This is a genomic window from Sorangium aterium (genome assembly GCF_028368935.1).
GTDB classification, from domain to species: Bacteria; Myxococcota_A; Polyangia; order Polyangiales; family Polyangiaceae; genus Sorangium; species Sorangium atrum.
Window position 1 is genome coordinate 2,358,602 of record NZ_JAQNDK010000001.1, and the last position, 23,504, is coordinate 2,382,105.

A 23,504-nucleotide genomic window follows, 5' to 3' on the forward strand; every position below is an offset into this window, starting at 1 on the left:
GCAAGCGCACAGCCAGGGACGGCCCGGCGCCGTCCAAGGAGGGGCTTTGGACGCGGCGAGTGTGCCGGCGATTCCTGGCCTCCTGTGAAGGGGACGAGGGGCCTCATGCGCTGGGCAAGCCCGAGGAGCTCCTCCTTCTCGTGCTCGTGCGGCAGCAGCGCTACCGCCTCATCGCCGCCACGATCTCACCGCCTCGGGGCGCTACCCGCCGTCGCGCTCCCCGGCGTGTGCCCCCCGCACCCGCGCGATGATCGCGCCGGCGACCTCCTCGGCCGGCCAGCCCTTGGCGAGCCAGCGCTGCGGGATGCTGTGGGCGCGATCGTCCTCGCGGATCACCAGCGTGATCGGTTTGGCCGGGGGCTGCAGCTCCACCGACTCGACGCGATCGAGGGGCACGGTGACCTCCCGCGCGCCACGGAGCGGATGCATCGACGGCAAGGTGATCGATCGAGGGCCAAGGACGATCCGGAACTCTTTGAGCGCCGCAAACCGCGCAGCGCCGGCGACGCCGAGCGCGCAGAAGGCCCCTGACAGGATCGCCAGCACCCAGTAGAAGACCTCGGCGCCTCCGGGCTCGAAATGGATGATCCCGTTCAGGATCAGGCCGCGATCGTTCGTCTGGGCCCGGTGGGCGAGGACCGCCGCGCAGACTGCAAAGAAGAGGGCGCTCAGGAGGAGCTCCGGGTAGGGACGGCGGAGCGGGATCTCGAGAGCGTCGTCCGCAGCGTGTTCGCTCGCCTTCATCGATAATCCCCTCCGCTGGCGGCAGCCGCCTCGTGCAGCCGCACGGCCAGGACCTCTGCGTCGATCGCCGCCTGGTGCTCGGTCAAGAGGAAGGTGTCGCCGTCCCGGTGGGCGGCGACCCAGGGGAGCGCGCGCGCGTCGCCGATCACCTTGTCCCGGCTGCCGACGAGGACGAAGACGCCCCGCCCTTCGAGGCCGGCGCCGAGGCTCACGCCGCGGATCTGCGCGGCGGGGATGGTGACCGGAGCGCCGTTGGCGATGAGACGAACGGCGTCGGCCGAGATCGACTCCAGGCGGACGGATTGACCGTGACGCGGATCGCGGAAGACGGCGATGTCACGCCGGAGCGCGAGGGCGACGCCGGTCGCGCCGGCGCCATAAAGAAGCCAGGCGAACCAGGCGAGCGACGGCTTGAGCGCGGGCAGCGCGGCGCCCCACAGCGCGCCGGCCGCGATGAGCGCGGCGGCCACGATGCAGAGGCCCACGCCGGCGCGGATGCGCCGGATCCTGCCGAGCTCCTCGATCGACGTCCCCAGCGCCATGAGCGCCAGCGCGGCGACGCCCAGCCCCGCCGGAGACGCGAGGAAGGGAAGCACGCCCTTCGGGCCGGGCGGCGCCATGCACGCGAGCGCCGCACAGCAGAGCCCGATGCACATCGCGCGCGCCTGGAAGCTGACCGGTGGGCGGAGCACGTGAGAGAATCATGACATCGCGGCGACTCCGGGCTGTCAATGCCCCGCAGCCACCTCCGCCTCTCCTCGTGTCGCTCGCCGATATCGGCCGCTCCCGAGCCGCGCTCAGGTCCTCTCCGGAGCGCGCTCCGTCGCGCGGTCGTCGAAGAAGCGGGCGTTGATCTCCCGGTAACGCTGCCACTCGGCCGGCAGCTCGTCTTCATCGAAGATGGCGCCCACCGGGCACTCGTTCTCGCAGGCGCCGCAGCAGATGCACGACTCGGGATCGATGTAGAGCTGGAGGCCGGCGAGGCGTGTCTTCCGCTCTGCCTCGGGAATGCGCGAGATCTCGTCCGCCGCGAGCGGGCCGTGGATGCAGTCCACGGGGCAGACGGGGACACAGGCGGTATCACACGTGGCGACGCAGGGCTCGGCGATGACGTAGGCCATGAGGGTTCCTTTCCGCGGCGCGGTCCTCCGCGCGCTCTCCTCTCCCCCCTTCGGCAGGGAGCAGGGAGCGTGCCCGCGGCCCGAGCGGCTTTTCCCGGGCTTTCGCCGGCCTTGTGCGGTCCAGACAACGCTCCTACGGTGCCGCACGACGCCATTTCGTCGGCCTCGCTCCGCGCACGATGACCGCCTCCGCCGATCACGCCCTCCTCCTGCTCGCCGACCTCGGCGAGGCCTCGGCCCGCGCGCACACCGAGGCGACGCTCGTCCCGGCGGTGAGCGCCGCGCTCTCGCGCCATCTCCCGCTGCGGCGGCTCGATCTGCGCCGCGGCGCGGCCGCCCCAGGCGCGCCGGAGGTCCGGCGCGGCGCGGGCGGCGAGACGATGGCCGTCTTCGCGCTCCGCGACGCGGAGGGCGCCGTCGGCTGCGCCACGATGGCGCTCGGCGACGGCGCGGCGCTCGACGTCTCGCCCGCGCTGCTCGAGGCGATCGGTCGCCTGCTCGCCGTGGCGCTGCGGCAGGTGCAGGTCCTCGGGCGCGTCGCGGCCATCGCGCGCCGCGCGCAGGGGGAGAAGCGGACGCTGAAGGAGGAGCTCGATCGCGTCGCGCTGCCGAGGGAGGTGGTCGCGGTGGGCCCGGCGATGCGGGCGATCTTCCAGCAGATGGTGCCGCTCGTCGCGCGGCAGGACACGACCGTGCTTGTCCGCGGCGAGACGGGCACGGGCAAGGAGGTGATCGCGCGCCGCATCCACGCGCTCTCGCGCCGCGCAGAGCGGCCGTTCCTCGCGGTCAACTGCGGAGCGCTGCCCGAGGGGCTCGTCGAGAGCGCCCTGTTCGGCCACGAGCGCGGCGCGTTCACGGGCGCTGCGGCGCGGCACCTCGGGCTGTTCGAGCGCGCGAGCGGCGGGACGCTGCTGCTCGACGAGGTCGGCGAGCTGCCCAGGGCGGCGCAGGCGAAGCTCCTGCGCGTGCTCCAGGAGGGCGAGATCGAGCGCGTCGGCGGCGAGGGCGCGGTGCGCGTCTCGGTGCGGGTGATCGCCGCGACGCACCGGCCGCTCGAGGCCATGGTGGCGAGCGGAGCGTTCCGCGACGACCTCTATTATCGGCTGCAGGTATTCCCGATCATCGTCCCCCCGCTGCGGGAGCGGCCAGAGGACCTGGAGCCGCTCACGCGCGTCATCGTCGAGAAGGTGGCGGCGACCTTCGGCCGGACGCCGCCGCGGGTGAGCGCGGAGTCGATGGCGCGGCTGCGGGCGCACGGCTGGCCGGGCAACGTGCGGGAGCTCGAGAACGTGATCGAGCGGTCGATGGTGATGTCGACAGGAGACGAGCTCATCTTGTCAGCGCCGCTCTCTGCTGCGCCCGGCGCGACAGGGCGCGTGACGACGTACCGAGAGGCCGCTCAGCGCTGCATCGAGGAGGCGCTGCGGGCCGCGGGCGGGAAGATCTACGGAGAGGACGGGGCCGCGGCGGCGCTGGGGCTCAAGCCGACGACGCTGCAAAGCAAGATGCGGAAGCTCGGGATCCGGAAGGGCGGAGAGAAGGGCTGACGACCGAGAGGCCCGTCAAACCATGCCACCCTACCCGGTGTGGGGGCGTGATCCACATGACCTCCAGGCGGCTCCGCCGTCGCACCGACGGGCCCGGCGGTCGAGAGATTCCCCTGGATCCGGAGCGCCCCAGGATCGTCGTATCAGAGCTGCTGCATCAGTTCGACCCTGACGGTCAGGCCCTGTTCCTCGTGGAGTTTCACCGCAATACCGGATGACGCCGATCGTCGCAAAACCGGTTTTCTTCGAGAGTTCGTCGCTTTTCGAGGAGAGTGAACGAATCTGGATTCTATCGTCGGACGTACGCGCGCAACGTGGCTGGATCTTGCGCTCTACGAGACAACCAACAGCAGCACGCCAAGGACGCAGCTGGGCGGGCCGGGGAAAAGCGGACGCGACTTAGAAAAGAGTCTTGACTTTCACCTCCTGTCTGTATGAATATTCTAATCCCCTTTGACGATCCGGACCGTACTCGGCCGGGGGCCGCAGACGGTTGCAGGATCGTACAGAGGTCGACTCCGGGTGACACTGCCGGGGCTACTTGCTTCTTGCGGCTTCGCGTTCGAGTTGTTCTTGCTTTTTCCGAGTTGATGCCCGGCCCCGTCACACGGGGTGTTCGCATGTGAGCATCTGTCCGACAAACATCGTGATTGCCAGGCATGTGGTCGGCGCAGGCCCGCGGGCGCATCCGTGATCACCGGATCACGAGCACGCTGGCCGGGAATTTTGAACTTTAACCAAGGACTCGGAGGGCTCGCGTCTTCCTCGATGGTTCACAAATCCATTTCGAGCAGAGGCCGTGACTCCGCCGATCCGATCATGGAGAAATCTTAAATGCGCATCGTTCCCTTACTTGGCTATCTATCCGCTTCGATCGCGTGTGGCCTGCTGGCGTGCAGCGTCGAGAACATCGTGGACGAGGACATCGAGGCACAGGAGGGCGCGCTGGACAGCGCGGACCGCTCGATGTCGGCGAACGTCGCCGTCACCTCGGACTGGGGAAGCGGCTACTGCGCGAACGTGACGGTCAAGAACAACTCCCGCAGCCCGGCGACCACGGGCTGGAACGTCGTCGTCGGGCTCAACGGCTCGACGAGGAGCAACTCGTGGAACGTGAACGCCACGGATTCGGGCGGCCAGTTCACCGCCACGAACGTGAGCCATAACGGCGCGATCGCCAAGGGCTCCTCGACGGAGTGGGGGTTCTGCGCGAACGGCAGCGGGCGGCCCACGATCGCCTCGGTCACCGGCTCCGGCGGCAACATCGACGGCTCGAGCGCGTCCTCGTCGTCGAGCAGCAGCGCGAGCTCGAGCAGCAGCGCGAGCTCCTCGAGCAGCAGCGCGAGCTCGAGCAGCAGCTCGGGCGCGGGAGGCGCCGGCGGCGGCGGCGGGGCGGGCGGCTCCGGCGGGTCGGGCGGCTCCGGCGGCGGCAGCACGTGCAATTCACCCAACCAGCAGGTCTGCGGTAATCAGACGGGCACCCACTGCGGCTACACCTTCGAATACTGGAAGGACACCGGGAGCGGATGCCAGACCAACACGGCGAACGGCTTCAACGTCGAATGGAGCAACATCAACAACCTGCTGGGCCGTAAGGGTCTGAGGCCCGGGTCGAAGAACCAGATCGTGACCTACCAGGCCGACTACCGGCCGAACGGCAACTCGTACCTGGCCGTCTACGGGTGGACGAAGAGCCCGCTCGTGGAGTACTACATCGTCGACAGCTGGGGCACCTGGCGTCCGCCGGGCGGCCAGGGATTCATGGGCACCGTCACCAGCGACGGAGGCACCTATGACATCTATCGGACCCAGCGAGTCAACCAGCCGTCGATCGAAGGCAACTCGACCACCTTCTATCAGTTCTGGAGCGTCCGGCAGCAGAAGCGCACGAGCGGAACCATCACCGTCGCCAACCACTTCAACGCGTGGGATCGCCTGGGGATGAAGATGGGGAACCTGTACGAGGTCTCGATGGTCGTGGAGGGCTATCAGAGCAGCGGTAGCGCCAACGTGAGCGTGTCGATGAAGTGAGCGCTCGGCCTTGAGCGTCGCATGATGAACGCGCGCGGGATGTCCATCCCGCGCGCCACGTGCCCGGACTTCTTCAGCCCCGGGCACGACTCCCCCCACCCATCTGGCAGACACGCGGAGCAGGCTCGAGCGGCTGGCGGCCGCCGTCGCCGATCGCTCTCGCTCGCACCGCATCGGGCGCGCTCAGCTCGCCTGCCTCGCAGGAGCCCCTTCGCCGCTCCCCGCGACGTCGCAGCTCCGCCATGGCGTCGCCAACCATCGGCGGCGCGAGGGGCGTCGCCCGCGCACGCCCGGGTGTTTGCCTCCCCGCGAGGGCCTGCCGCTGGCCGGCGACGCTTTCCCGAGCGCCTCCGGGGCGAGGTTCGGGTTCCTTCCGGCCATTCTCGCGGGTATGGTCACGCCAGGCGCCCTGGCTGCCCTCGTCGTTGACCACCCGGCACGACGACCGCACCCTCCGGGTCAGCCAGGCCTCGGAACAGCAGACCATCGCCCGCGCCGAGACCTCGATCCCCGAACGGGGAGCCCTCATGCCGCCGACCCGACCCCCCCAGGTTGACCCCACCCTGCACCTCGGCCCCTCGGCTTCGTCAGCCCTCCAGGCGAGCCTCGGGCCCGGCAAGATCACCCGCCACGGGAGCTTCTGATGAGAGAACACGCAGCAGTCCGGACGACGAAGCCTCTCGCGACGGTCATGGCCGCGGCGCTCGCCGTCGTCTGCTGGAGCGCGGCATGCAACGCGATCTCGGGGGTCGACGATCTCGATTTCTCGGGCACCGCGGGCGCGACGGGCGGCGGCGCTGGCGGCAGCGGCGGTGGTACGGCCGGCGGTGACGCGGGCGGCGGCGGCATGGGCGGCGCCGGTGGCACGGGGGGCACGGGGGGCACGGGCGGCGCCGGCGACACGGGCGGCGCCGGCGGCACGGGCGGCGCCGGCGGCACGGGCGGCGCCGGCGGCACGGGCGACGACAACTCTTACGTAATCCCCTGTGGTAGCGGCAACGTGGCAGTCGGTGTCCACGGCCGGAGCGGCGGCTCGATCGATCAAATCGGCCTGATCTGCGCGCCGCTCGCCGGCGACGGCACCCTGGGCACCGCCTTCCAGACCGTGACCGCCGGCGGCAACGGCGGCGGACCGGGCAGCGTGATCTGCCCTGCGAACCAGGTCCTGGTCGGGATCAACATCTGGGTCGACACCCAGGTTTACCGGGTCGAGCTGCTGTGCCAGACGGTCGAAGCATGGAAGATGAGCGATAGCGTCAATGTCGGCCCCGGCATCGGCAACATGCACAGCACAGGTTACGGGGTCAAATGCCCGATGGGGAGCGCCATCGTTCAGATCATCGGCGAGGCCGACGACTATGTGCACTCCATCAATCCAGGTTGTCGCGCGCTGTGACGGACCGCTCTCATTCCGGGGCCGCGGCTCTCGTGAGAACGCCTCGCAGAATCGGAGCGAGCCAGCGACGGCAGACGCGAGCCGGCCAAGGCGGGCGGCGCCGAGGTGCGCGCCGCCGTGGTCGACGCCTTCGCGGCGGGCGAGGAGGTGCCAGCCGGCTTCGTCAGCGGCGCCGCGGCGAGCTCCGAGCTAGCGGCCCACGGGCGGCTCGGCGGTGCGGAGGTCGCCGCCGCCCTCCGCCGCGCGCTCGACGAGGTCGTGCGCCCCGCCGCCGCGGCCTTGCTCGGCGCATCCGCCTTGCCGGGGAGCGCCGCCGTGAGCTCGCCCTCCGCTGCTTGGCCGTCTAGCCCGCCCAGGCGCCGCGCCATCCGCGCTCGCCGCTCCGCTGAGAAGTTTACTGCCCATCTGGACCCGGAAGAACACCTCCCGAGGTGCGGCGAATTCTGCTAGAGCTGTGAGCCGCGTCGGGCGCTGGTAGCGCCTCGGCGCAGCGGCAGCTTCTTAGGATCACCGGCAGACGTGCCGCGCTGCGGCAGCGCGCAGCTCCGGCGAACGGGCCTATCACCTTTCGGGCATCAACATGACTTTCCATCGCGAAATCACACGCTTCACTTGGGTTGGGATCTCCTGTCTGGCCCTGTCCGCTGCGGCGGCGGGCTGCTCGGACGGCGCTGGCGACTCCTCGGAAACGGGGGGCGCGGGCGGCAGCGGCGCGGGAACCGGCGGCGCCTCGAGCGTGAGCTCGGGCGCGGGCAGCCCCGTCGCCGGCAGCAGCAGCAGCAGCGGCACCACCAGCAGCGGCAGCAGCGGCACCACCAGCAACGGCAGCACCACCAGCAACGGCAGCAGCAGCAGCAGCAGCGGGGGCGGCGGTGACCCCAGCAGCACCAGCACCACGAGCACCGGGACACCCGAGACGAGCGCCACGTCGAGCACCGGCAGCGGGACGCCGACCGGCGGGTGCCCGGCGAGCGCGACGTTCTGCTCCGACTTCGAGGGCGACGGGCTGCCCGAGGGCGCGACGTACCGTCCCTCGTACCAGGCGGCCGATGCGCTGAAGAACATGGCGATCGACTCCTCGATCTTCCACGCCGGCACGCGCGCGCTGCGCGTGAACCCCGGTGCCGCCGGCTACGACTGGAGGATGCTCTCCGTCCCGTCGCCCAGCTCGACGTTCTGGGTCCGGCTCTACGTGCGCAGCAGCGTCGATCTCGGCCAGTCCGACCACAACGCCTACTTCCAGGCCATGACGGGCGACGGCGAGCCGAACACGGGCGACAACATGGAGGTCGCCGAGCAGTACTGCCAGATCGTGCTGAACCTGCACGACGATGTCACCCTGTCCACGGGCGGCGAGACCCGGTGCGGGAGCAACGGTGTGAAGCTCCCCAAGGACCAGTGGCACTGCATGGAGGCCTACTTCGACGGCGCCAAGGGCGGCGTCCAGGTCTACGCCAACGGCACCAAGATCATCGACAAGACCGGCGTGAAGACGCTCAACTACAAGACGTTCAGCTTCGGCTACCTCGGCTTCCACGGCCCGGCGCGGACGATGTGGTATGACGACGTGGCGGTCGCGCCGGAGCGGATCGGCTGCGCCCCCTGACACGGCCGAGCGACGGCGCGTGGGTGATGCCAGCGCGATGGCCTGATCGCCGTCGCGCGCGCCACGCGGCCTCCTTCCTGCTTCTCCCCTGAACGCGCACCGCCCCCCGCTCGGGGCACGGCCCGTCGGCGGAGGGCCCCGGCGGCCCCGGGCACGCTTGCTCCCTCGCTCCGCCGGCCCCATAGCCTATGTGGCCAGCGCTCCGCGGGCGCGCGCAAGCGCGAGCCGTGGTGGCAACACGGTGGCGACGCGACCGCGATCCCGGCACGAAGGTAGATGCGATGCCGTACCTGGTTTTCCGGAATTTCCCCGACAATACACCCATCCCCGATGACTGCTATAGCTGCGACGGCGCGCCGGACTGGGCAGCGTTGCTGGAGTGGATATGCCCCGATCTCTCGCGCGACGAGGCGGAGCGGCTCGCCGCGATCGGCGAAGCGAGCGGAAGCCGGCCCGACGTGGCGGGCCTGAAGCGGCTCGTCGAGGAGCACCTGAAGCCATAGGCGCGCGATGAAGGGCGCACGGACGATCATCGACCCTCGACGCCACACGTGGTGCGACACCCCGGTGGACGACATCGGCCTGCTGGTCGACGCCGACGAGTATTACCCCGAGTTCTACCGGGTCGCGTCCAGCGCGCGGCGGTATCTGCTCCTCGCCGGCTGGCAGTTCGACAGCGACGTCGCCCTGCTCCGGGGCGGTAGGGAGGAGCAGGTGTCGAGCCCGATCACGCTGCTCAAATTCCTGAACCACCTCTGCGAGCAGAGCCCTGATCTCCAGATCTTCATCCTCGCGTGGGACTTCCACCTCGTGTTCGCGCTCGAGCGCGAGTGGCTCCAGCAGCTCGTCTTCGAGTGGACCAACCATCGCCTGCGCTTCCTCTTCGACGCCACCCACGTCGAGCGCGCCTCGCACCACCAGAAGTTCGTGGTGGTGGACGGCGAGCTCTCGTTCCTCGGCGGCCTCGACCTCTGCGACCACCGCTGGGACGACCGCAGCCACACGAACAAGAACCCGCTCCGCGTCAGCCGCGGAGAGCCGCACAAGCCGTTTCACGACGTGCAGGCCTACCTGCGCAGCCGCGCGGTCGCGCGGGCGCTGACAGAGATCTTCACGGACCGCTGGCGGCGCGCGGGCGGCGTGGACATCACGCTGCCGGACCTCGACGGGGCCGATCCGACGTTCCCCGACTACCGGCCCGAGGGCGGCGTCCCCCTCGCGGCGGCGCACGTGACGCTGAGCCGCACCGATCCGCACGGCGCGCCCACCGGCGCCCCGCACCGCACGGAGATACGCGACCTCTACCTCGACGCCATCGACGCCGCGGAGCGCTTCATCTACATCGAGACGCAGTACTTCAGCTCTCACGTCATCGCCGAGGGGCTCGCGCGGCGGATGCGCGCGGAGGGCCGGCCCCTCCTCGACGTGGTGCTCGTGCTCAACATGGAGGCCGAGACGATGAAGGAGCAGATCGCCGTCGGCCTCTCCCAGGCCAAGGTGCTCGGCGGGCTGCGCGACGTGGCGGCCGAGACCGGCCATCACCTCGGCGTCTACTACACCCTGCCGGCGTGCGCCGAGGACGAGACCGCCGAACGCGCCACGTACATCCACTCGAAGCTGATGATCGTCGACGACCGCTTCCTCACCGTGGGCTCGGCCAACCTGACGAACCGCAGCCTCTCGATCGACACGGAGATCAACGCCTCGGTCGAGACCGGCGACCCCGACGACGCGCTGGGCCGCTCGATCCGCGCGGCGCGCGCGTCGCTCATCGGCGAGCACCTGGGGGACACGGACTTCGATCGGGTGGACGACCTCGTCGCCTGCCTCGACGGGCTGGCGAGCCCGGCGACCGGGCCGCGCACGCCTGGGAGCTCGTGCCGGCTGAGGCTCCACCCCTCACCCACGGCGGACGAGCGCGCCCTGCTCGAGGTGATCGACCCGCAGCAGCTGCCGTTCGACCCCGCCGCGGTCGAGGACATCGACCAGCGCCAGGGCTCGCTGTTCGTCGGCGGGCTCGGCGCGCTCTGGCGGCACCTCTTCGTCAGCCGGGACCCCGCGAAATAGGCGCGCGCGAGGCGCTCCGGGCGAGCGCCTGGAAGGCGGGGGCGCGGGCCCCCGCGGTCTTCCCGGACCCCGAGGCAGGGCGCGCCCCTTCCGGCCGCCAGGGGCACATGGTAGGCTGTGCCGCGGAATTGCGAACGGTTTCTTCGGGTTGTCTCTCAAAGTTGAAGCGTTGACGCGACGAGGAGTATGCAAGAGGCAGAGATCAAGATCGGGGGCATTTCGGTCCGCGACCTCGCGGAGCAATACGGAACACCGCTCTATGCCTACGATGCCGAGCGCATCCGGGAGAACTTCCGTCGACTCACGCGGGCGCTGCGCGGCAATTACCCGGAGGTGTCCGTCTTCTATGCCATCAAGGCGTGCAACAACCTGGAGGTAGCGAAGCTCCTGGTCGACGAGGGCTCCGGCGTGGACGCCGCGAGCCCGAACGAGATCCGCCTGGCGCAGGCGCTCGGGCTGTCGGGCGAGCAGATCATCTACACGGGCAACAGCCTGTCGGACGAGGACCTGGCCGCGGGGCTGCGCGCCGGGGTGGTCTTCAACGTGGATGATCACGGCATCTTGAAGCGCCTGTTCTCGCTCGGGAAGCCGCGCGGTCTGTCGTTCCGGATCAACCCGAGCGGCGAGGACATCGCGACCCCCGATCTGAAGCCGTTCGCGGGCCCGTCGGCGAAGTTCGGGATCCACCCGCGCTACGTGGAGGAGGCCTATCGCACCGCGCTCGAGAACGGGGTCGAGCGGCTCGGGGTGCACATGATGCCCCACTCGCAGGCGCACAAGCCGGAGAACTTCGCGCACGTCACAGGCAAGCTGCTCGACCTGATCGGCCCGGTGGCCCGGAAGCTCGGCTTCGACCTCGCGTTCATGGACATCGGCGGCGGGCTCGGCATCCCTTACCGGAGGGAGCAGCCGCCGCTCGACGTGGAGGCCGTCGCCCGCGGGATCGCCGCGGTGGTCCGGAAGAAGTGCGCGGAGCACGGCCTGAAGGAGCCGCGCCTCGTCATGGAGCCGGGGCGCTACTTCGTCGGGGACGCGGGCTACGTGCTCGGGCGGGTGATCTCGATCAAGCAGGGATACAAGACGATCATCGGCACGGACATCTCGATGAACACGATGGCGCGCCCGGTGATGTACGGCGCGTACCACGAGGTGCGGATCAACGGCCGCCTCGGCCCGACGGCGCCGATGGCGATGACGGGCCAGGTCTGTGAGAACACGGACATGTGGATCGCGGAGCGCGAGTTCCCCGCGGACGTCGCCGCGGGGGACGTGGTCGTCCTGATGGACGCGGGCGCGTATGGCCACGTGATGAGCTACGACTACAACGGCCGGCTGCGGCCGGCCGAGGTGCTCATCGACGGCGGGAAGAGCCGGCTCATCCGGCGGCGCGACACGTTCGAGGACATGGTCTCGCGGATGTGCCTGTCCGACGACATCAAGGAGCGCCTGCGCACGGCGGCAGGAGAGGCGGCAGGCGCGACCGGCTGCGGCTGAGCGCGAGCTTCAGGCCGCCGACGCCCGCGGCTTCGCGCTGGCCGCGTGGCGGTTTGCCGGCCGGGCCAGCCCGAGGTTCTCCCGCAGCGTGCGGCCCTCGTACTCCGTTCGGAACAACCCGCGCCGCCGCAGCTCCGGGATCACCAGCTCGATGAAGTCGTCGAGCCCGCCCGGGAGCCACGGCGGCATCACGTTGAACCCGTCGGCGCCGCCCTGCGTGAACCACGCCTCCAGCTGATCCGCGATCTGCTCCACCGAGCCCACGATCGTCCAGTGCCCGCGCGCTCCAGCCACCCAGAGGTAGAGCTCCCGGATGGAGAGGTTGCGCTTGCGCGCGATGTCGAACATCAGCGCTTGCCGGCTCTTGTTGTTGTTGGTCTCGGGCAGCTCGGGGAGCGGCCCGTCCACCGGATACGCGGACAGATCGATCCCGCCCGACAGGCCCGAGAGCAGCGACAGCCCGACCTCCGGCAAGATGAGGTCCTGCAGCTCCTGGTACTTCGCCCTGGCCTCCGACTCCGTCCTGGCGACCACGGGGAACACCCCCGGCATGATCTTCAGCTGGTCGGGGTGCCGCCCGTACTTGGCCATCCGGCCTTTGACGTCGGCGTAAAAGGCCTGCGCGTCTTCCAGCGTCTGCTGCGCGGTGAAGATCACCTCGGCGGTCTCGGCCGCGAGCTCCCTGCCCGCCTCCGACGACCCCGCCTGCACGATCACCGGGTGTCCCTGCGGCGGACGCGGGATGTTGAGCGGCCCTCGAACGGAGAAGAACTTCCCCTTGTGATCGAGCGTATGGAGCTTTGCCGGATCGTAGTAAGCCCCCGACGCCTTGTCGCGGAGGAAGGCGTCGTCCTCCCAGCTGTCCCACAGGCCGGTCACCACATCGACGAACTCGCGCGCCCGGACATAGCGCTGCGCGTGATCGGGGTGAGCGTCGAGCCCGAAGTTCCCCGCCGCCTCGCCCCCGCCGGTGGTGACCACGTTCCAGCCTGCCCGCCCCTGGCTGATATGGTCCAGCGACGCGAACTTGCGGGCCAGCAAATAAGGCTCCTCGTACGTGGTGGACGCGGTGGCGATGAAGCCGATGCGCTCGGTGACGACCGCGAGCGCAGAGAACAAGGTGACCGGCTCGAAGCTGGCCCCATAAGCGGTGCGGCCCTGCGCTCCGGGCCGGTTCTGCAAGGCGAGCCCGTCCGCCAGGAACACGGCGTCGAACTTGGCCCGCTCCGCCGCCTGCGCAATGCGCTTGTAATGCGCGAAGTTGATGCCGCCGTCCGCCTGCGCCTGCGGGTGCCGCCAGGCCGCCACGTGGTGTCCTGCGCCAGGCAAAAAGGCGCCCAAACGGATCTTCCGCTGATTGTCGCTCATGGATGTCCTCTGTCTCGGTCCTTCACGTGCGCGGGAGGGCGCATCGCCGCGCGACCGCCGCACGCGATCACCACGCCCAGAGCGCAAGCGCCGTGCCCGGCGCCTGAGCCACGGGCGCAGCGGCGGAGATCGAAGCGCCGCCCCTCCCCTGCCCCCCCGACGTGCTGCGAGGGCAGCAACGGACCACCACCGCTGCGGAAGCATTGCTGTCAGGGAAGCACCCGTCCGCGGCAGCTCACCGGCCGATGGGCGGGTGAGCGCGTGCGATCGTTCCGCTCAGCGATGCGGCCACGGGGGCGGCCCGTGCGGTCCCCGCCGCGGAATGCTCTGCGGGTCGGCCGGGTCGCTGCCGGCGTCCCGCTCGTCGCCGTCGCGGAAGCCGTCGCCGTCGCGATCGACGCCGATGCGCCCGCCCGACCCGGGCGGCACGCAGGTATACGTCAGCTCGCCGCCGCCCCTCGTGCCCAGCCAGCGGAGCTCGCCGTCCGATCGCCGCGGCGCGCGCGCGCGGTCGGCCTCGAAACGGCCATTGCCGATGTACAGAAAGCCCACCTCGTCCCCCTGTGACCAGCCCTTGACCACGAGATCGCAGTCGCCGGCGTCGGCGCGCGCCACGAGCAGATCGACGCGCGGGCCGGCCACCGCCGCGTTCGACGACGTGAGCGTGATCTGCTGGCCCACGATGGGCTTCAGGTTCGACTCCAGCGCCAGCATGTACTCCGCCACCTGCCGCTTCAGGAGCTCCCCCTCGGGGTCGACGGAGAAGCCACCGGGGTTCTCCGGCGTCTGGACGAAATCGGAGAACGCGTTGAACCGAACGAGCGTATCGACCGCGCCGTCGTGGAGGAAGCCAAAGCCCCGGACCTGGTCGCCCATGTGCGCGTTGGAGCCGCCGAACGGGAACACGAACGACTCCGCCATGCCGAACATCCCGACCTTCTGGTACTGATTGCGCAGGTGCGGGACCTTGAAGAGCTGGGTCTCGTTGGCGTTGGCCGAGCCACCGTCGCTGCCGAAGAAGCCCGGCGCGAAGTCGTCGGGGTTGGCGTCAGGGTCGACGACGTGACACCCGATGCACGAGGTGCCGAGGATGCTCGACACGGGCCCCCCGAAGAAGTCGCGCCCCGCGCTCTCATCGGGCGTGAGCGAGTCGTCGAGCGCGCGGATGGGGTTGGGTGGATACGTGACCTGGAGGATGAAGTCCGTGAAATCGTCCATCTCCTCCTCCGAGATCGTCTCGTCTCGCCCGAGCAGATCGACGAACGATACGCTGAATTTCTTGAACGCCGCCCGCTCGTCGAACACCCCGCTGTCCGGCTGGGACGTGGGCGCATCCTGGCCGCCCGTGCGATCGCCGCGCCAGTGCATCGGACCGTGGTTCGCCATGCCGCGCAGGCTCTGGGTCGTCATCGGCCCCTTCATCGGATGCAAGCTCGTATCCTGGCCGAAGAGATCGGTGCAGAACGGTCCCGGGTTCTCCACCGCAGAGCCGTCCGGGTTCCCGAGGTCCCACGCGAGGCTGTCGAAGTCGCCGAAGATATGGCAGCTCGCGCAGGACGAGTCGCCGTGGCTCGAGCTCCGCGATGCGTCATAGAGGACGCGGCGCCCCCGGACGACGCTCGGAGGCTCCGGGTTGTGCATCGGCACGTGCGCGACCTCGCGGCGGGTCCGGGTATCGATGACCGAGATCGCGTTATCGAAGCGCGCGAGCACGTAGAGCCGCTGCCTGTCTTCATCGAGGACGAGGCCGGTCGGCCCGCCGCCAGGGACGCGGATCTGGTTCGCGACGCTGGGCACGAACGTATCGTTCTCGAGCTTCGCTGTGTCGAAGACGCCGATCTTGTCCGAGCCGAGCGCCGCGACATACAGGGTCGCGCCGTTGCGCGTCACCGCCATCTGCGTCGGTTGCGCCAGGCTCTTCTTGCTCTCGTCGTTCGGTACCGGCGCGCAGCAGCTGCTGTAATCGATGTGCTTGTTGAGGTGCCTCGGGGCGACGCCGCCCGGACCGAGGACGGTGATCCTGCTCTCGTGCAGGTGGCCGCGCACGCTGTGGCCAGCGAAGATCCCGGGCCCCTCGAAGCGCTCCTCGTTCCGGGCGTCGGTGTTGGACACATAGACCTTCCCGTTCACAGGGTTCACGACCATGTTGAACAGGATGGTCCCCACGCCCGTGAAGAAGCCGCCTGGCCCGTCCACCTGGCGCGGCGGATTGGCGAGCGCGTCGATGACGAAGACGTCCTTGTCGGGCAGCGAGAGGCGCACCGCGTCGTCGAAGGGGCGGCCCAGCTCGTCGACCCAGTGGGCTCCATTGAATTTAAGGATGAGCCCGACCTCCGGCCGGGGGACTCCCTCGAAGTTGGTGTCGGGCCCGGGCAGCCCGCCCGCGGCCTCCCCGCCGTCCGGCACGAGGCTCTCGTCGATGACGGTCGTGCGGTTCCCCGAGTGGAAAGCGGCGGCGTAGACCCGGCTGCCGTCCGGCGTCACAGCGAGCGCGCGCGGCGTATCGCTGAAGAGCGTCACGATGGAGAGCGGCGTGCCGCCGAGCGACGTCCCGAGCCGCCTCGCGTCGAACACCCAGACGTCCGCGCGCCCTATGCCGGGCGTCAAGAGCTGCGGATCGAAGGGGGCGTTCTGCCCGCGGTGGGCCGTGGTGATGAAGGCCCGCGAGCGCTGCGGACCGGCGAACACGATGTCGCGCGGCTCATCGCCCACGAGCAGCGTGCGGACGACGCGCGCCCTTTCGAGGTCTCGAACGTCGACCACGCTCACGCTGTCGGACAGGTGGTTCACCACCCAGACTTCATCGTCGCCCCGGGCAGCCACGGCGACCGGCTCGAGCCCCACGGGCACAGACGCCTTGAGCTGCAGACGATTGGCTTCGACGCGGAAGATCTCCAGCCGGTTGTCGGGCGTGTTCACCGCGAAGAGCAGCTTGCCGTTCGCCGACAGGGCCAGGGGGCGGACCTGACCCGATTCAAATGTCGTGAACGGCGTGGCGGCCGCCGCGGGGAGAGCGGCGGCGAGGAGCATGGCTGTAGCACCTGCGCTCACAGCCAGGGAACGGCGCAGACAGCGTGATGGCAGCATTCTTTCAAGCTAGGAAAAATAAATACAATTAACAACAAAAAAGCGTTCGAGCGGTCGCGCCGTCATGGCCATCTCGCTGGCGGTGAGCTGGCTACGTGGTCGCACAGCGTGACTGTCATGATATCGAGTTACCGTGTGCCGCCTCACCGCGATCCCGCAGGCGCGCCGGCAAGACGACGTCAGCGGACCTGTCGCAGCGCATAGTCGATGCCGCTCCGGAGCGTCCCCCGGGTGACCACGGTGCTGAGATCGATCTCGAGCGAGACGAGCGTTTGCGCCAGCTCGGGGCGCAGGCCGGTGATCACCGTCGTCGCGCCGAGCAGCCGGAGCGCCGCCGCCGTGGCCATCAGCGTGGTCGCGACAGCGGAGTCGATGATCGTCACGCCCGTGACGTCGATGATCACGACGTCCGTCCGGTTCCCGTGCACGGCGTTCAGCGCCGCTTCGAGCGCCTGCTGCGCGCGGCTCGCGTCGATCGTCCCGATCAGCGGCATGACCATGATCCGCTCGGTGATCGGGATGAGCGGCGTGGAGAGCTCCGCCAGCCGCTCTTTCTGCACCCGGATGATCTCCTCCTGCAGCGCCGCGCGCGCCAGCTCCGCGCGCTCGCGCTCGGTGAGCTCCAGCGTCAGCCGCTCGTTCGTCCTGCGGAGCTCCTCGGTCTGGCGCGCGACCTCCGTCTCCAGCTGCTCGTTCGACCTGCGGAGGGCGGCGTAGAGGAGAGCGACCTTCACGGCCACGGCCGCCTGGGAGGCGAGGAGCCTCAGCGTCTCCAGCTGCGTCGGTGTGTAGGGGTGAGGGACCGCCTCGCGCTCGACGTACAGGACGCCCGTCAGCTCGCCCTGATGCATCATCGCCATGCACAGGATCGACCTCGGTCCGCGCGCGCCGAGGTAGCGGTCCCCGGCGAGGCCAGGCTCGCCGCGCGTATCCTGGATGAAGACGGACTCCTTGGTCCTGGCCACTCCCTGGACGACCGTCACGGCGAGCTGCGCGTCCGCCTCGACGGGCGTCGCGAGCCCCAGCCGGACCGCGTCCGGTCGATCCCTCGTGATCGAAGCCTCCACGAAGAGCCCGCCCTCGCGCGCGAGGACGAGGACGCACCTCTCGGCGCCGGCGTGCTCGAGCGTGATCCGCAGCAGCCGATCGAGCACCCTGTCGAGGACGACCTCGCCGGCGACCGTCTGCGCTGCCCCGATGACCGTCGCCATCTGGGCTTGAGCCTGCGTGAGCTCCTCCAGGGCCCGCTCGAGCTCCGCCGTCCGCGCCGCCACGCGCCGCTCCAGCTCGTGCGTGAGCTTCTGCAGCGCCGCCTCGGCGGCGACGCGCTCCTCGACCTGCGCCGCGAGGCTCTTCATCAGCTGCCTGAGCTTCGTTTGCACCCGGACGCGCGCGAGCAGCTCCTCGCTCTGGAACGGCTTGAGGAGGAACTCCACGGCGCCGAGGTTCAGCCCCTTCACCTTGTCCGCGTTCATCTCCGTGCTCGCCGTCATGAAGATGACAGGGATGTCGCTCGTGACCGGATCCGCCTTGAGCCGCCGGCACGTCTCGAAGCCGTCGATCCCTTCCATCTTCACGTCCAGCAAGATGAGATCCGGCGCCACTTCCTTCGCGAGCTGGATGGCCCGCAGGCCGTTCGTCGCGGCCGCGATCTCGAACCCCCAGCCCGAGAGGTTGTCGCGGAGCAGCCTCAGGTTGCGTGGCTCATCGTCGACGATCAGGACCGTGCCCGTATCACTCACGTTCGTCACACTGCCCTCTCCAGCGGCTAACCTCACTCTTCGCGTCAGCGACGCTGTATGAGGATGACTACACTCACAATGAATCCCAAACCGGCGCTCATCGGGCGCTACCGTCGATGCGCCCGCCGACGAACTCTTCTATCGACTCCAGCCGGAAGTCCTCGGAGAGCTCGCGCAGGTGCTTGGCGAAAGGCCCGAGCCGCGGGTCGCCCAGCTCGAGCTTGTCCGCGTATTTCTGGATGTGGTTGACGAGCCCCTTGCGCGCGAGCTCGCGCAAGGCCTTGAGGTCCTCGTCCGGGGGCAGGGCGACATCGGGGGGGCTGGCCACACCCGAGCTCGGGCTCGGCTCCGTCTCCTCGCTGGCGCCGTCCTGCCGCTCGTAGATCCACTCCAGCTTGAGGTGCCGCTGCAGCTTCTCGAGCAGCTCATCCATCTGCAGCGGCTTGGCCAGGAAATCGTCCGCGCCGGCTTCCAGGCTCTTGTCCTGGTCGGTGATGAACGCGCTGGCGGAGGACGCGATGATGACCGTCCCTCCGAGCTCTGGCACCTTGCGCATGCGGCGCATCATTTCCCAGCCGTCGAGCACGGGCATCGCGAGATCGGTGATGATCAGATCGAACCTCTCGCTCGCCGTCCTGGCCAGGCCCTCCTGGCCGTCGTTCGCCTCCGCCAGCTCGAACCCGAGGGTCGCGAGCATGCTGATGACCACGGCGCGGTTCTCCGGCTTGTCGTCCACCACGAGGAGCCTCCGTCGCGGGCCCCTGTAGCCCACGATCTGCCCCTGCTCCGTGCGCCTCACGGTGTCCGTCCAGTTGGGCGCCTCGGCGAGCGTCAGGTCCACCCAGAAGACGCTGCCTTTCCCGAGCTCGCTCCTGACCTGGATGGAGCTGCCCATCAGCGTGACGATGCGCTGGCTGATCGCCAGCCCGAGCCCGGTGCCCTCGCGGTGACGACTCTTGTCTCCGACCTGCTTGAAGGGCAGGAATATCTCGCCCAGGTGTTCGGCGCTGATGCCGGTCCCCGTGTCCTCGATCTCGAAGCGTATCCTGTGCATCTGGGTTCGCGACTCGGGGCTCGCGCCGCCCTCCGGGAGATCCTTGCGCGCGCCTTGGGGCCCGCCTGGCACCTCCACGACCGTGAAGGTGACGCTGCCGTTCTCGGTGAACTTGATGGCGTTGCCGAGCAAATTGAGCAAGATCTGGCGCAGGCGCCGCTGGTCGACGCGCACCCCCGCGGGCAGCGTGGGGCCGGGCTTGAACACGAACGCGATCCCCTTCTGCTCCGCGCGGATCCGGCAGATCTCGGCCGTCGCGTGCAAGAACGACGGGAAATGGAAATCGTTGGGGTGAATCTCCATCGTCCGCGACTCGATCTTCGCCAGATCGAGGACGTCGTTGATGAGGGTCAGCAGATGAGAGCCGGACTCGGCGATGACCTCGACGCCGCGCAGATCCTGCTGGCCCAGGCTCTTGGAGCGCCGCAGGATCTGGGCATACCCGAGGATGCCGTTGAGCGGTGTCCGCAGCTCGTGGCTCATGTTGGCGAGGAAGTCGCTCTTCGCCCTGTTGGCCGCGTCCGCGGCGACCGTCGCCTCCTTGAGCTCGGCGGTGCGCTGCTCGACGCGCTGCTCGAGCTCCTCGTTCGTCTTCGCCAGGGCGGCGAACGTCTCACGGAGCTGCTGGGCCATGCCGTTCAGCGCGTCGCCGATGTGCACGAACTCCCGGGTGCCTGACGCCTCGAAGCGCTGATCGAGGTCACCGCCCCGGATCCGCTCGGCCGCTGTGACGAGCTGCCGCACGGACGGCAAGGTCACGCGCATGATCACGAGCACGGGCAGCGCGACGAGCGCCAGGATCGAGAACGCCGCGATCAGCCAGTAGTCCCAGTACAGCCCCTTCACCGACGAGAGCAGCGCCGCGCGAGGTACGTCGGTGAGCAGGTACCAGTCCGGCGCGGCGATGCGCGCCGCCACGATCACCCGCTCATCCGTGCGGCCGACCACGTGCGCCGCCATGGCGTTGTCGCGCTTCGCCGCCTCGAACGCGCGCTTGAGATCGTCGTCGCCGATGGAGTCGACCGTCAGCGTCCCTTTGCTCCCGTGGATCTTGTCCTGGTGCACGCTCGAGACGAGCACCGTCCCGTCGCCCCTCACGAGGGCGTGCTCCGTCCCCGGATACAGCGAGAGCTCCCGGAAGCTGTCCATCACCGCGTTGACCGTGACATCGTGCCCGGCGCTGCCCGCAAACACCCCGTCGTGGAAGAACGGCACCACGACGCTCACCATCCACTCGCGCGCCCCTGGGTCGTAGCTCGTCGGCGTCCAGCGCGGCTTTCCTTCAGGGTTGTTCGCCGGCAGCACGAGCGTCGTCCACTCCGAGTTGACGAAATCGACGGTCGTGTCGACCTGGTCGATGTAGCTCGTGTAGCTGGGCCAGTACATCACGAGCCCGTTCCGCCTGGGGATGAGCCATGTGTTGATGGGCTCCCCCGGCGCTCCCGCCGAGTACAGCTCGGTCATGCGCTTCAACTGCAGGAGAAAGACCTTCTCTTGGTCGTCGAGCGGGTACCCCGCGGGCAGCCAGATGATGGCGTCTCGCTTGGGCTCGAAGCCCGCGTTGCGCGACACCATGCCGCCGTCGCGCGACGACCCGACGAGGGCGTCGAACTTCTGCGGGGATTCTCCCTCGACCTCATGCAATGCCGAGGTGAGCAGGCGGCCGTACCGGACGACGCTCGCCTCTGCCTGGATGAGGCGGTCGTTCATGCGGCGGGTCCACTCGTCATGCGTCCGCGCGAGAACGCCCAGCTCGTTCTTCAGGATCGCGCCCTCGATGGCCCACGCCGCGATCCACAGCCCCGGCCCCACGAACACGAGCAGCGCGACGGCCAGCGGCCCCGCGACCCAGAAGGACAGACTCGGTGCGGTGCGAGGGCGTTGGCTGCTCCGCTCCCCCCGTTCATTCATGCGGTCATCGTACACGAATACAGGACCGTGCCACTTTGGAAGGTCAATGTCCCGAACAGAAAATATGGACACACGGTAGGATCATGCGAGGGTCAAGAGGACTGCTCCGCCACCTCGACGCAGGTTGACTGACATGCTGGCTCAGCGAGAGATCGATTGGCGCACAGCGTGCGCCGGTGAGCTCGCGCACCGTGGCCCGGTGGCGCTGGCCGCGGGGGCTACTCCCAGCGGAAGAGCTTGAGGGCGAGCGCGAAGGTCGCGGCGCCCCAGACGACGAGGAGCGCGAGCTCTGGCGCGATCGCGGCGAGCGGCGCGCCCTCGAGCATCACGCCGCGGAGCGCGTCGTTCAGCGCGGTGAGGGGCAAGGCCTGGACGAAAGGCTGGATCGCGTCCGGGAAGCGATCGGCCGAGAAGAAGACGCCGGAGCAGATCCACATCGGGAACGTGACGAGGTTGCCCAGGCCCGAGATGCCCTCGAGGGTCCGCGGCCGCGCCGCGATGAGCAGGCCGACCCCCGCGAACGACAGCGCGCCGACCACGGCGACCAGCGCGAGCGCCGCGAGCGAGCCGGCGATCGGCACGCCGAGCACGAGGACCGCGAACAGGAGCAGGGCCACGACCTCGAGCGCCAGGAACACGAGCCGCGCCCCGAGGTGCGACGCGAGGAGCTGCCACCGCGGCATGGGCGACGCGACGAACAGCTTCAGGAGCTTGCCGATGCGCTGCTGCACGATCGCGACCCCGATCCCCCAGATCCCGGTCAGCATCACGTTCATGCCGAGCAGCCCGGGCACCAGGAAATCGACGTAGCGAGAGCCCCTCTCGGCCTCCGTCACCTCGAGCGCGGCGGGGCGGAAGGCGTCGGCGCGGCCCGCCGCGCGCTGGAGCGCCTGGTCCACCTCGAGCCGGGCGAGGCGGCTCTCCGGCCGCGCCGGATCGAACCAGTACGTGGGCGGATCGGTGGCGAGCACGACCAGCGCGGCCTTGCCCGTCCGGAGCTCCTGCTGCGCCTGCGCCCGCGGGACCACCCGCGGGACGACCTGCCCCGACGCCTCGAGCGCCGCGCGCCGCGGCTCGGCCCCGGCGCCCTCCTCGACGCTCACCCGCACGGGCTCCGCGGGCTGGTCCCTGAACGCGACGGCCAGCGCCGACGAGAGCAGGATCGGGAACACGAACATCCAGAAGATCGCCTCGGGCTCGCGCAGGAACTCCGCGACCCGCGCCCGGATGAGCAGCGCGAGCGACGAGGCGCGCAGGGAGCGGAGCCACCGCGCCATCACGCCGCCCCGTCGTCCGCGAGCGTCCGCCCGGCGAGCGCCATGAACACGTCCTCCAGGCTCGCGTGGTGCGTCGCGAGCCGCTTCGGCGTGGCCCCGCGCGCCGCGCAGAGCGCGAGCAGCGGCGGGATCACGCGCGCGACGTCGCGCACCGTCAGCCGGAGCGCCCCCTGCGCGGAGCGCACGGCCTCCACGCCCGGCAGCCCCATGAGCTCCTCCTCGGCGATCTCCGCGTCCACCTCGACCTCCACGACGTGCTCGGCGCCGAGCGAGGCGACGAGCGCCGCCGGCGTGCCGAGCGCGAGCAGCCGCCCGCGATCGACGATCCCCACGCGGTCGCAGAGGCGCGCGGCCTCCTCCATGTAGTGCGTGGTCAGGAGGATCGTGCGGCCGCGGGCCTTCAGATCCTCGACGATGGCCCATATCTGACGGCGCGACGCGGGGTCGAGGCCGGTGCTCGGCTCGTCGAGGAACAGCACCTCTGGATCGCCCGCGAGCGCGCAGGCGAGCGACAGCCGCTGCTTCTGTCCGCCCGACAGCGTGCGCACGAACGCGCTCGATTTCTCCTGCAAGGCCACGGAGCGCAGCGCCTGCTCCGGCTCGATGCCGCGCGGGTAGAAGCTGCGGAACAGCGCGATCACCTCGCCGACCCGGAGCTTGTCCGGAAAGCGCGTCTCCTGGAGCTGGATGCCGAGCCGGGCGCGCAGCGCGATGCCGTCCCCCACCCAGCGCTCGCCCAGCACCTCGACCTCGCCGGCGTCGGGGCGGCTCAGCCCCTCGAGGATCTCCACCGTGGTCGTCTTGCCCGCGCCGTTCGGGCCGAGCAGGCCGAAACACTCGCCGCGCTGCACCTCGAGGTCGAGCCCGTTCACGGCCACGACGTCCCCATAACGCTTGACCAGGCCGCGGCAGACCAGGGCGGGAGAGGCAGACACGGCACGTCTGTATCGCAGAGGACGGCAGAAAGGAACCGGGACACTTCAATCCATCCCGGCCTTCGGCGCGGCCCATCACGGCCTCCGGCGCGACGACGCGTGCAGGGCGGAGGCGCACTCGGAT

The 23,504-nt window shown here is 69.8% G+C and carries 17 protein-coding genes; 7 read left to right on the plus strand and 10 right to left on the minus strand.

Going from position 1 to position 23,504, the window contains the following annotated elements; all coding sequences use genetic code 11:
- Window positions 1–201: 201 nt before the first annotated feature.
- The 3 genes from POL72_RS08430 to POL72_RS08440 all read right to left on the minus strand — a co-directional run bounded on the left by POL72_RS08430 (window position 202) and on the right by POL72_RS08440 (window position 1,865).
- The gene (locus POL72_RS08430; protein ID WP_272094520.1) at window positions 202–744 is read right to left on the minus strand and encodes a hypothetical protein; all 543 of its coding nucleotides are present in this window, start codon (window positions 742–744) and stop codon (window positions 202–204) included.
- Window positions 741–1,436, minus strand: a complete 696-nt coding sequence (locus tag POL72_RS08435; protein WP_272094521.1) for a hypothetical protein — start codon at window positions 1,434–1,436, stop codon at window positions 741–743. The genes POL72_RS08430 and POL72_RS08435 overlap by 4 nt, the downstream gene beginning before the upstream one ends.
- Before the next feature lie 105 nt (window positions 1,437–1,541).
- Window positions 1,542–1,865 carry a 4Fe-4S dicluster domain-containing protein gene (locus POL72_RS08440; RefSeq protein ID WP_272094522.1) on the minus strand — a complete coding sequence of 108 codons (324 nt, stop codon included), beginning with the start codon at window positions 1,863–1,865 and terminating at the stop codon, window positions 1,542–1,544.
- Window positions 1,866–2,044: 179 nt separating this feature from the next.
- On the opposite strand from POL72_RS08440, the gene POL72_RS08445 reads away from it, so the two are divergent.
- The 3 genes from POL72_RS08445 (at window position 2,045) to POL72_RS08455 (ending at window position 6,839) form a co-directional block, all read left to right on the plus strand.
- The gene (locus tag POL72_RS08445) at window positions 2,045–3,412 is read left to right on the plus strand and encodes a sigma-54 interaction domain-containing protein (protein ID WP_272094523.1); all 1,368 of its coding nucleotides are present in this window, start codon (window positions 2,045–2,047) and stop codon (window positions 3,410–3,412) included.
- Between the two features lie 834 nt (window positions 3,413–4,246).
- Window positions 4,247–5,443 carry a glycoside hydrolase family 11 protein gene (locus tag POL72_RS08450; protein WP_272094524.1) on the plus strand — a complete coding sequence of 399 codons (1,197 nt, stop codon included), beginning with the start codon at window positions 4,247–4,249 and terminating at the stop codon, window positions 5,441–5,443.
- A gap of 643 nt (window positions 5,444–6,086) precedes the next feature.
- A complete protein-coding gene (locus POL72_RS08455) occupies window positions 6,087–6,839 on the plus strand; it encodes a hypothetical protein (RefSeq protein WP_272094525.1) in 753 nt (250 codons plus the stop codon).
- Window positions 6,840–7,400: 561 nt separating this feature from the next.
- Here POL72_RS08455 and POL72_RS08460 read toward each other — a convergent pair.
- Entirely contained in the window at window positions 7,401–7,904 is a 504-nt protein-coding gene (locus tag POL72_RS08460) for a hypothetical protein (protein WP_272094526.1), read from the minus strand.
- Here POL72_RS08460 and POL72_RS08465 point away from each other — a divergent pair.
- The 4 genes from POL72_RS08465 (at window position 7,903) to lysA (ending at window position 12,006) form a co-directional block, all read left to right on the plus strand.
- A complete protein-coding gene (locus POL72_RS08465; RefSeq protein WP_272094527.1) occupies window positions 7,903–8,445 on the plus strand; it encodes a hypothetical protein in 543 nt (180 codons plus the stop codon). The genes POL72_RS08460 and POL72_RS08465 overlap by 2 nt on opposite strands.
- Window positions 8,446–8,726: 281 nt before the next feature.
- Window positions 8,727–8,948, plus strand: coding sequence for a hypothetical protein (locus tag POL72_RS08470; RefSeq protein WP_272094528.1), 222 nt, complete (start codon window positions 8,727–8,729; stop codon window positions 8,946–8,948).
- Window positions 8,949–8,955: 7 nt separating this feature from the next.
- Complete coding sequence (locus POL72_RS08475) at window positions 8,956–10,512, plus strand: phospholipase D-like domain-containing protein (RefSeq protein ID WP_272094529.1); 1,557 nt, start codon at window positions 8,956–8,958, stop codon at window positions 10,510–10,512.
- A 186-nt stretch (window positions 10,513–10,698) separates the two neighbouring features.
- Window positions 10,699–12,006, plus strand: a complete 1,308-nt coding sequence (gene lysA, locus POL72_RS08480) for a diaminopimelate decarboxylase (protein WP_272094530.1) — start codon at window positions 10,699–10,701, stop codon at window positions 12,004–12,006.
- Between the two features lie 9 nt (window positions 12,007–12,015).
- Here the strand turns inward: lysA and POL72_RS08485 are convergent, their stop codons facing one another.
- The 6 genes from POL72_RS08485 to POL72_RS08510 form a co-directional block, all read right to left on the minus strand.
- Window positions 12,016–13,374: an LLM class flavin-dependent oxidoreductase gene (locus POL72_RS08485; RefSeq protein ID WP_272094531.1), complete on the minus strand. Its 1,359-nt coding sequence runs from the start codon at window positions 13,372–13,374 to the stop codon at window positions 12,016–12,018.
- Window positions 13,375–13,650: 276 nt separating this feature from the next.
- The gene (locus POL72_RS08490) at window positions 13,651–16,404 is read right to left on the minus strand and encodes a beta-propeller fold lactonase family protein (RefSeq protein ID WP_272094532.1); all 2,754 of its coding nucleotides are present in this window, start codon (window positions 16,402–16,404) and stop codon (window positions 13,651–13,653) included.
- A 236-nt stretch (window positions 16,405–16,640) separates the two neighbouring features.
- A complete protein-coding gene (locus tag POL72_RS08495; protein ID WP_272094533.1) occupies window positions 16,641–18,212 on the minus strand; it encodes a response regulator in 1,572 nt (523 codons plus the stop codon).
- 88 nt (window positions 18,213–18,300) lie between these two features.
- Window positions 18,301–21,168: a hybrid sensor histidine kinase/response regulator gene (locus POL72_RS08500; protein ID WP_272094534.1), complete on the minus strand. Its 2,868-nt coding sequence runs from the start codon at window positions 21,166–21,168 to the stop codon at window positions 18,301–18,303.
- Between the two features lie 218 nt (window positions 21,169–21,386).
- The gene (locus tag POL72_RS08505) at window positions 21,387–22,445 is read right to left on the minus strand and encodes an ABC transporter permease (protein WP_272094535.1); all 1,059 of its coding nucleotides are present in this window, start codon (window positions 22,443–22,445) and stop codon (window positions 21,387–21,389) included.
- Entirely contained in the window at window positions 22,445–23,380 is a 936-nt protein-coding gene (locus POL72_RS08510; protein WP_272094536.1) for an ABC transporter ATP-binding protein, read from the minus strand. The genes POL72_RS08505 and POL72_RS08510 overlap by 1 nt, the downstream gene beginning before the upstream one ends.
- Window positions 23,381–23,504 lie beyond the last annotated feature (124 nt).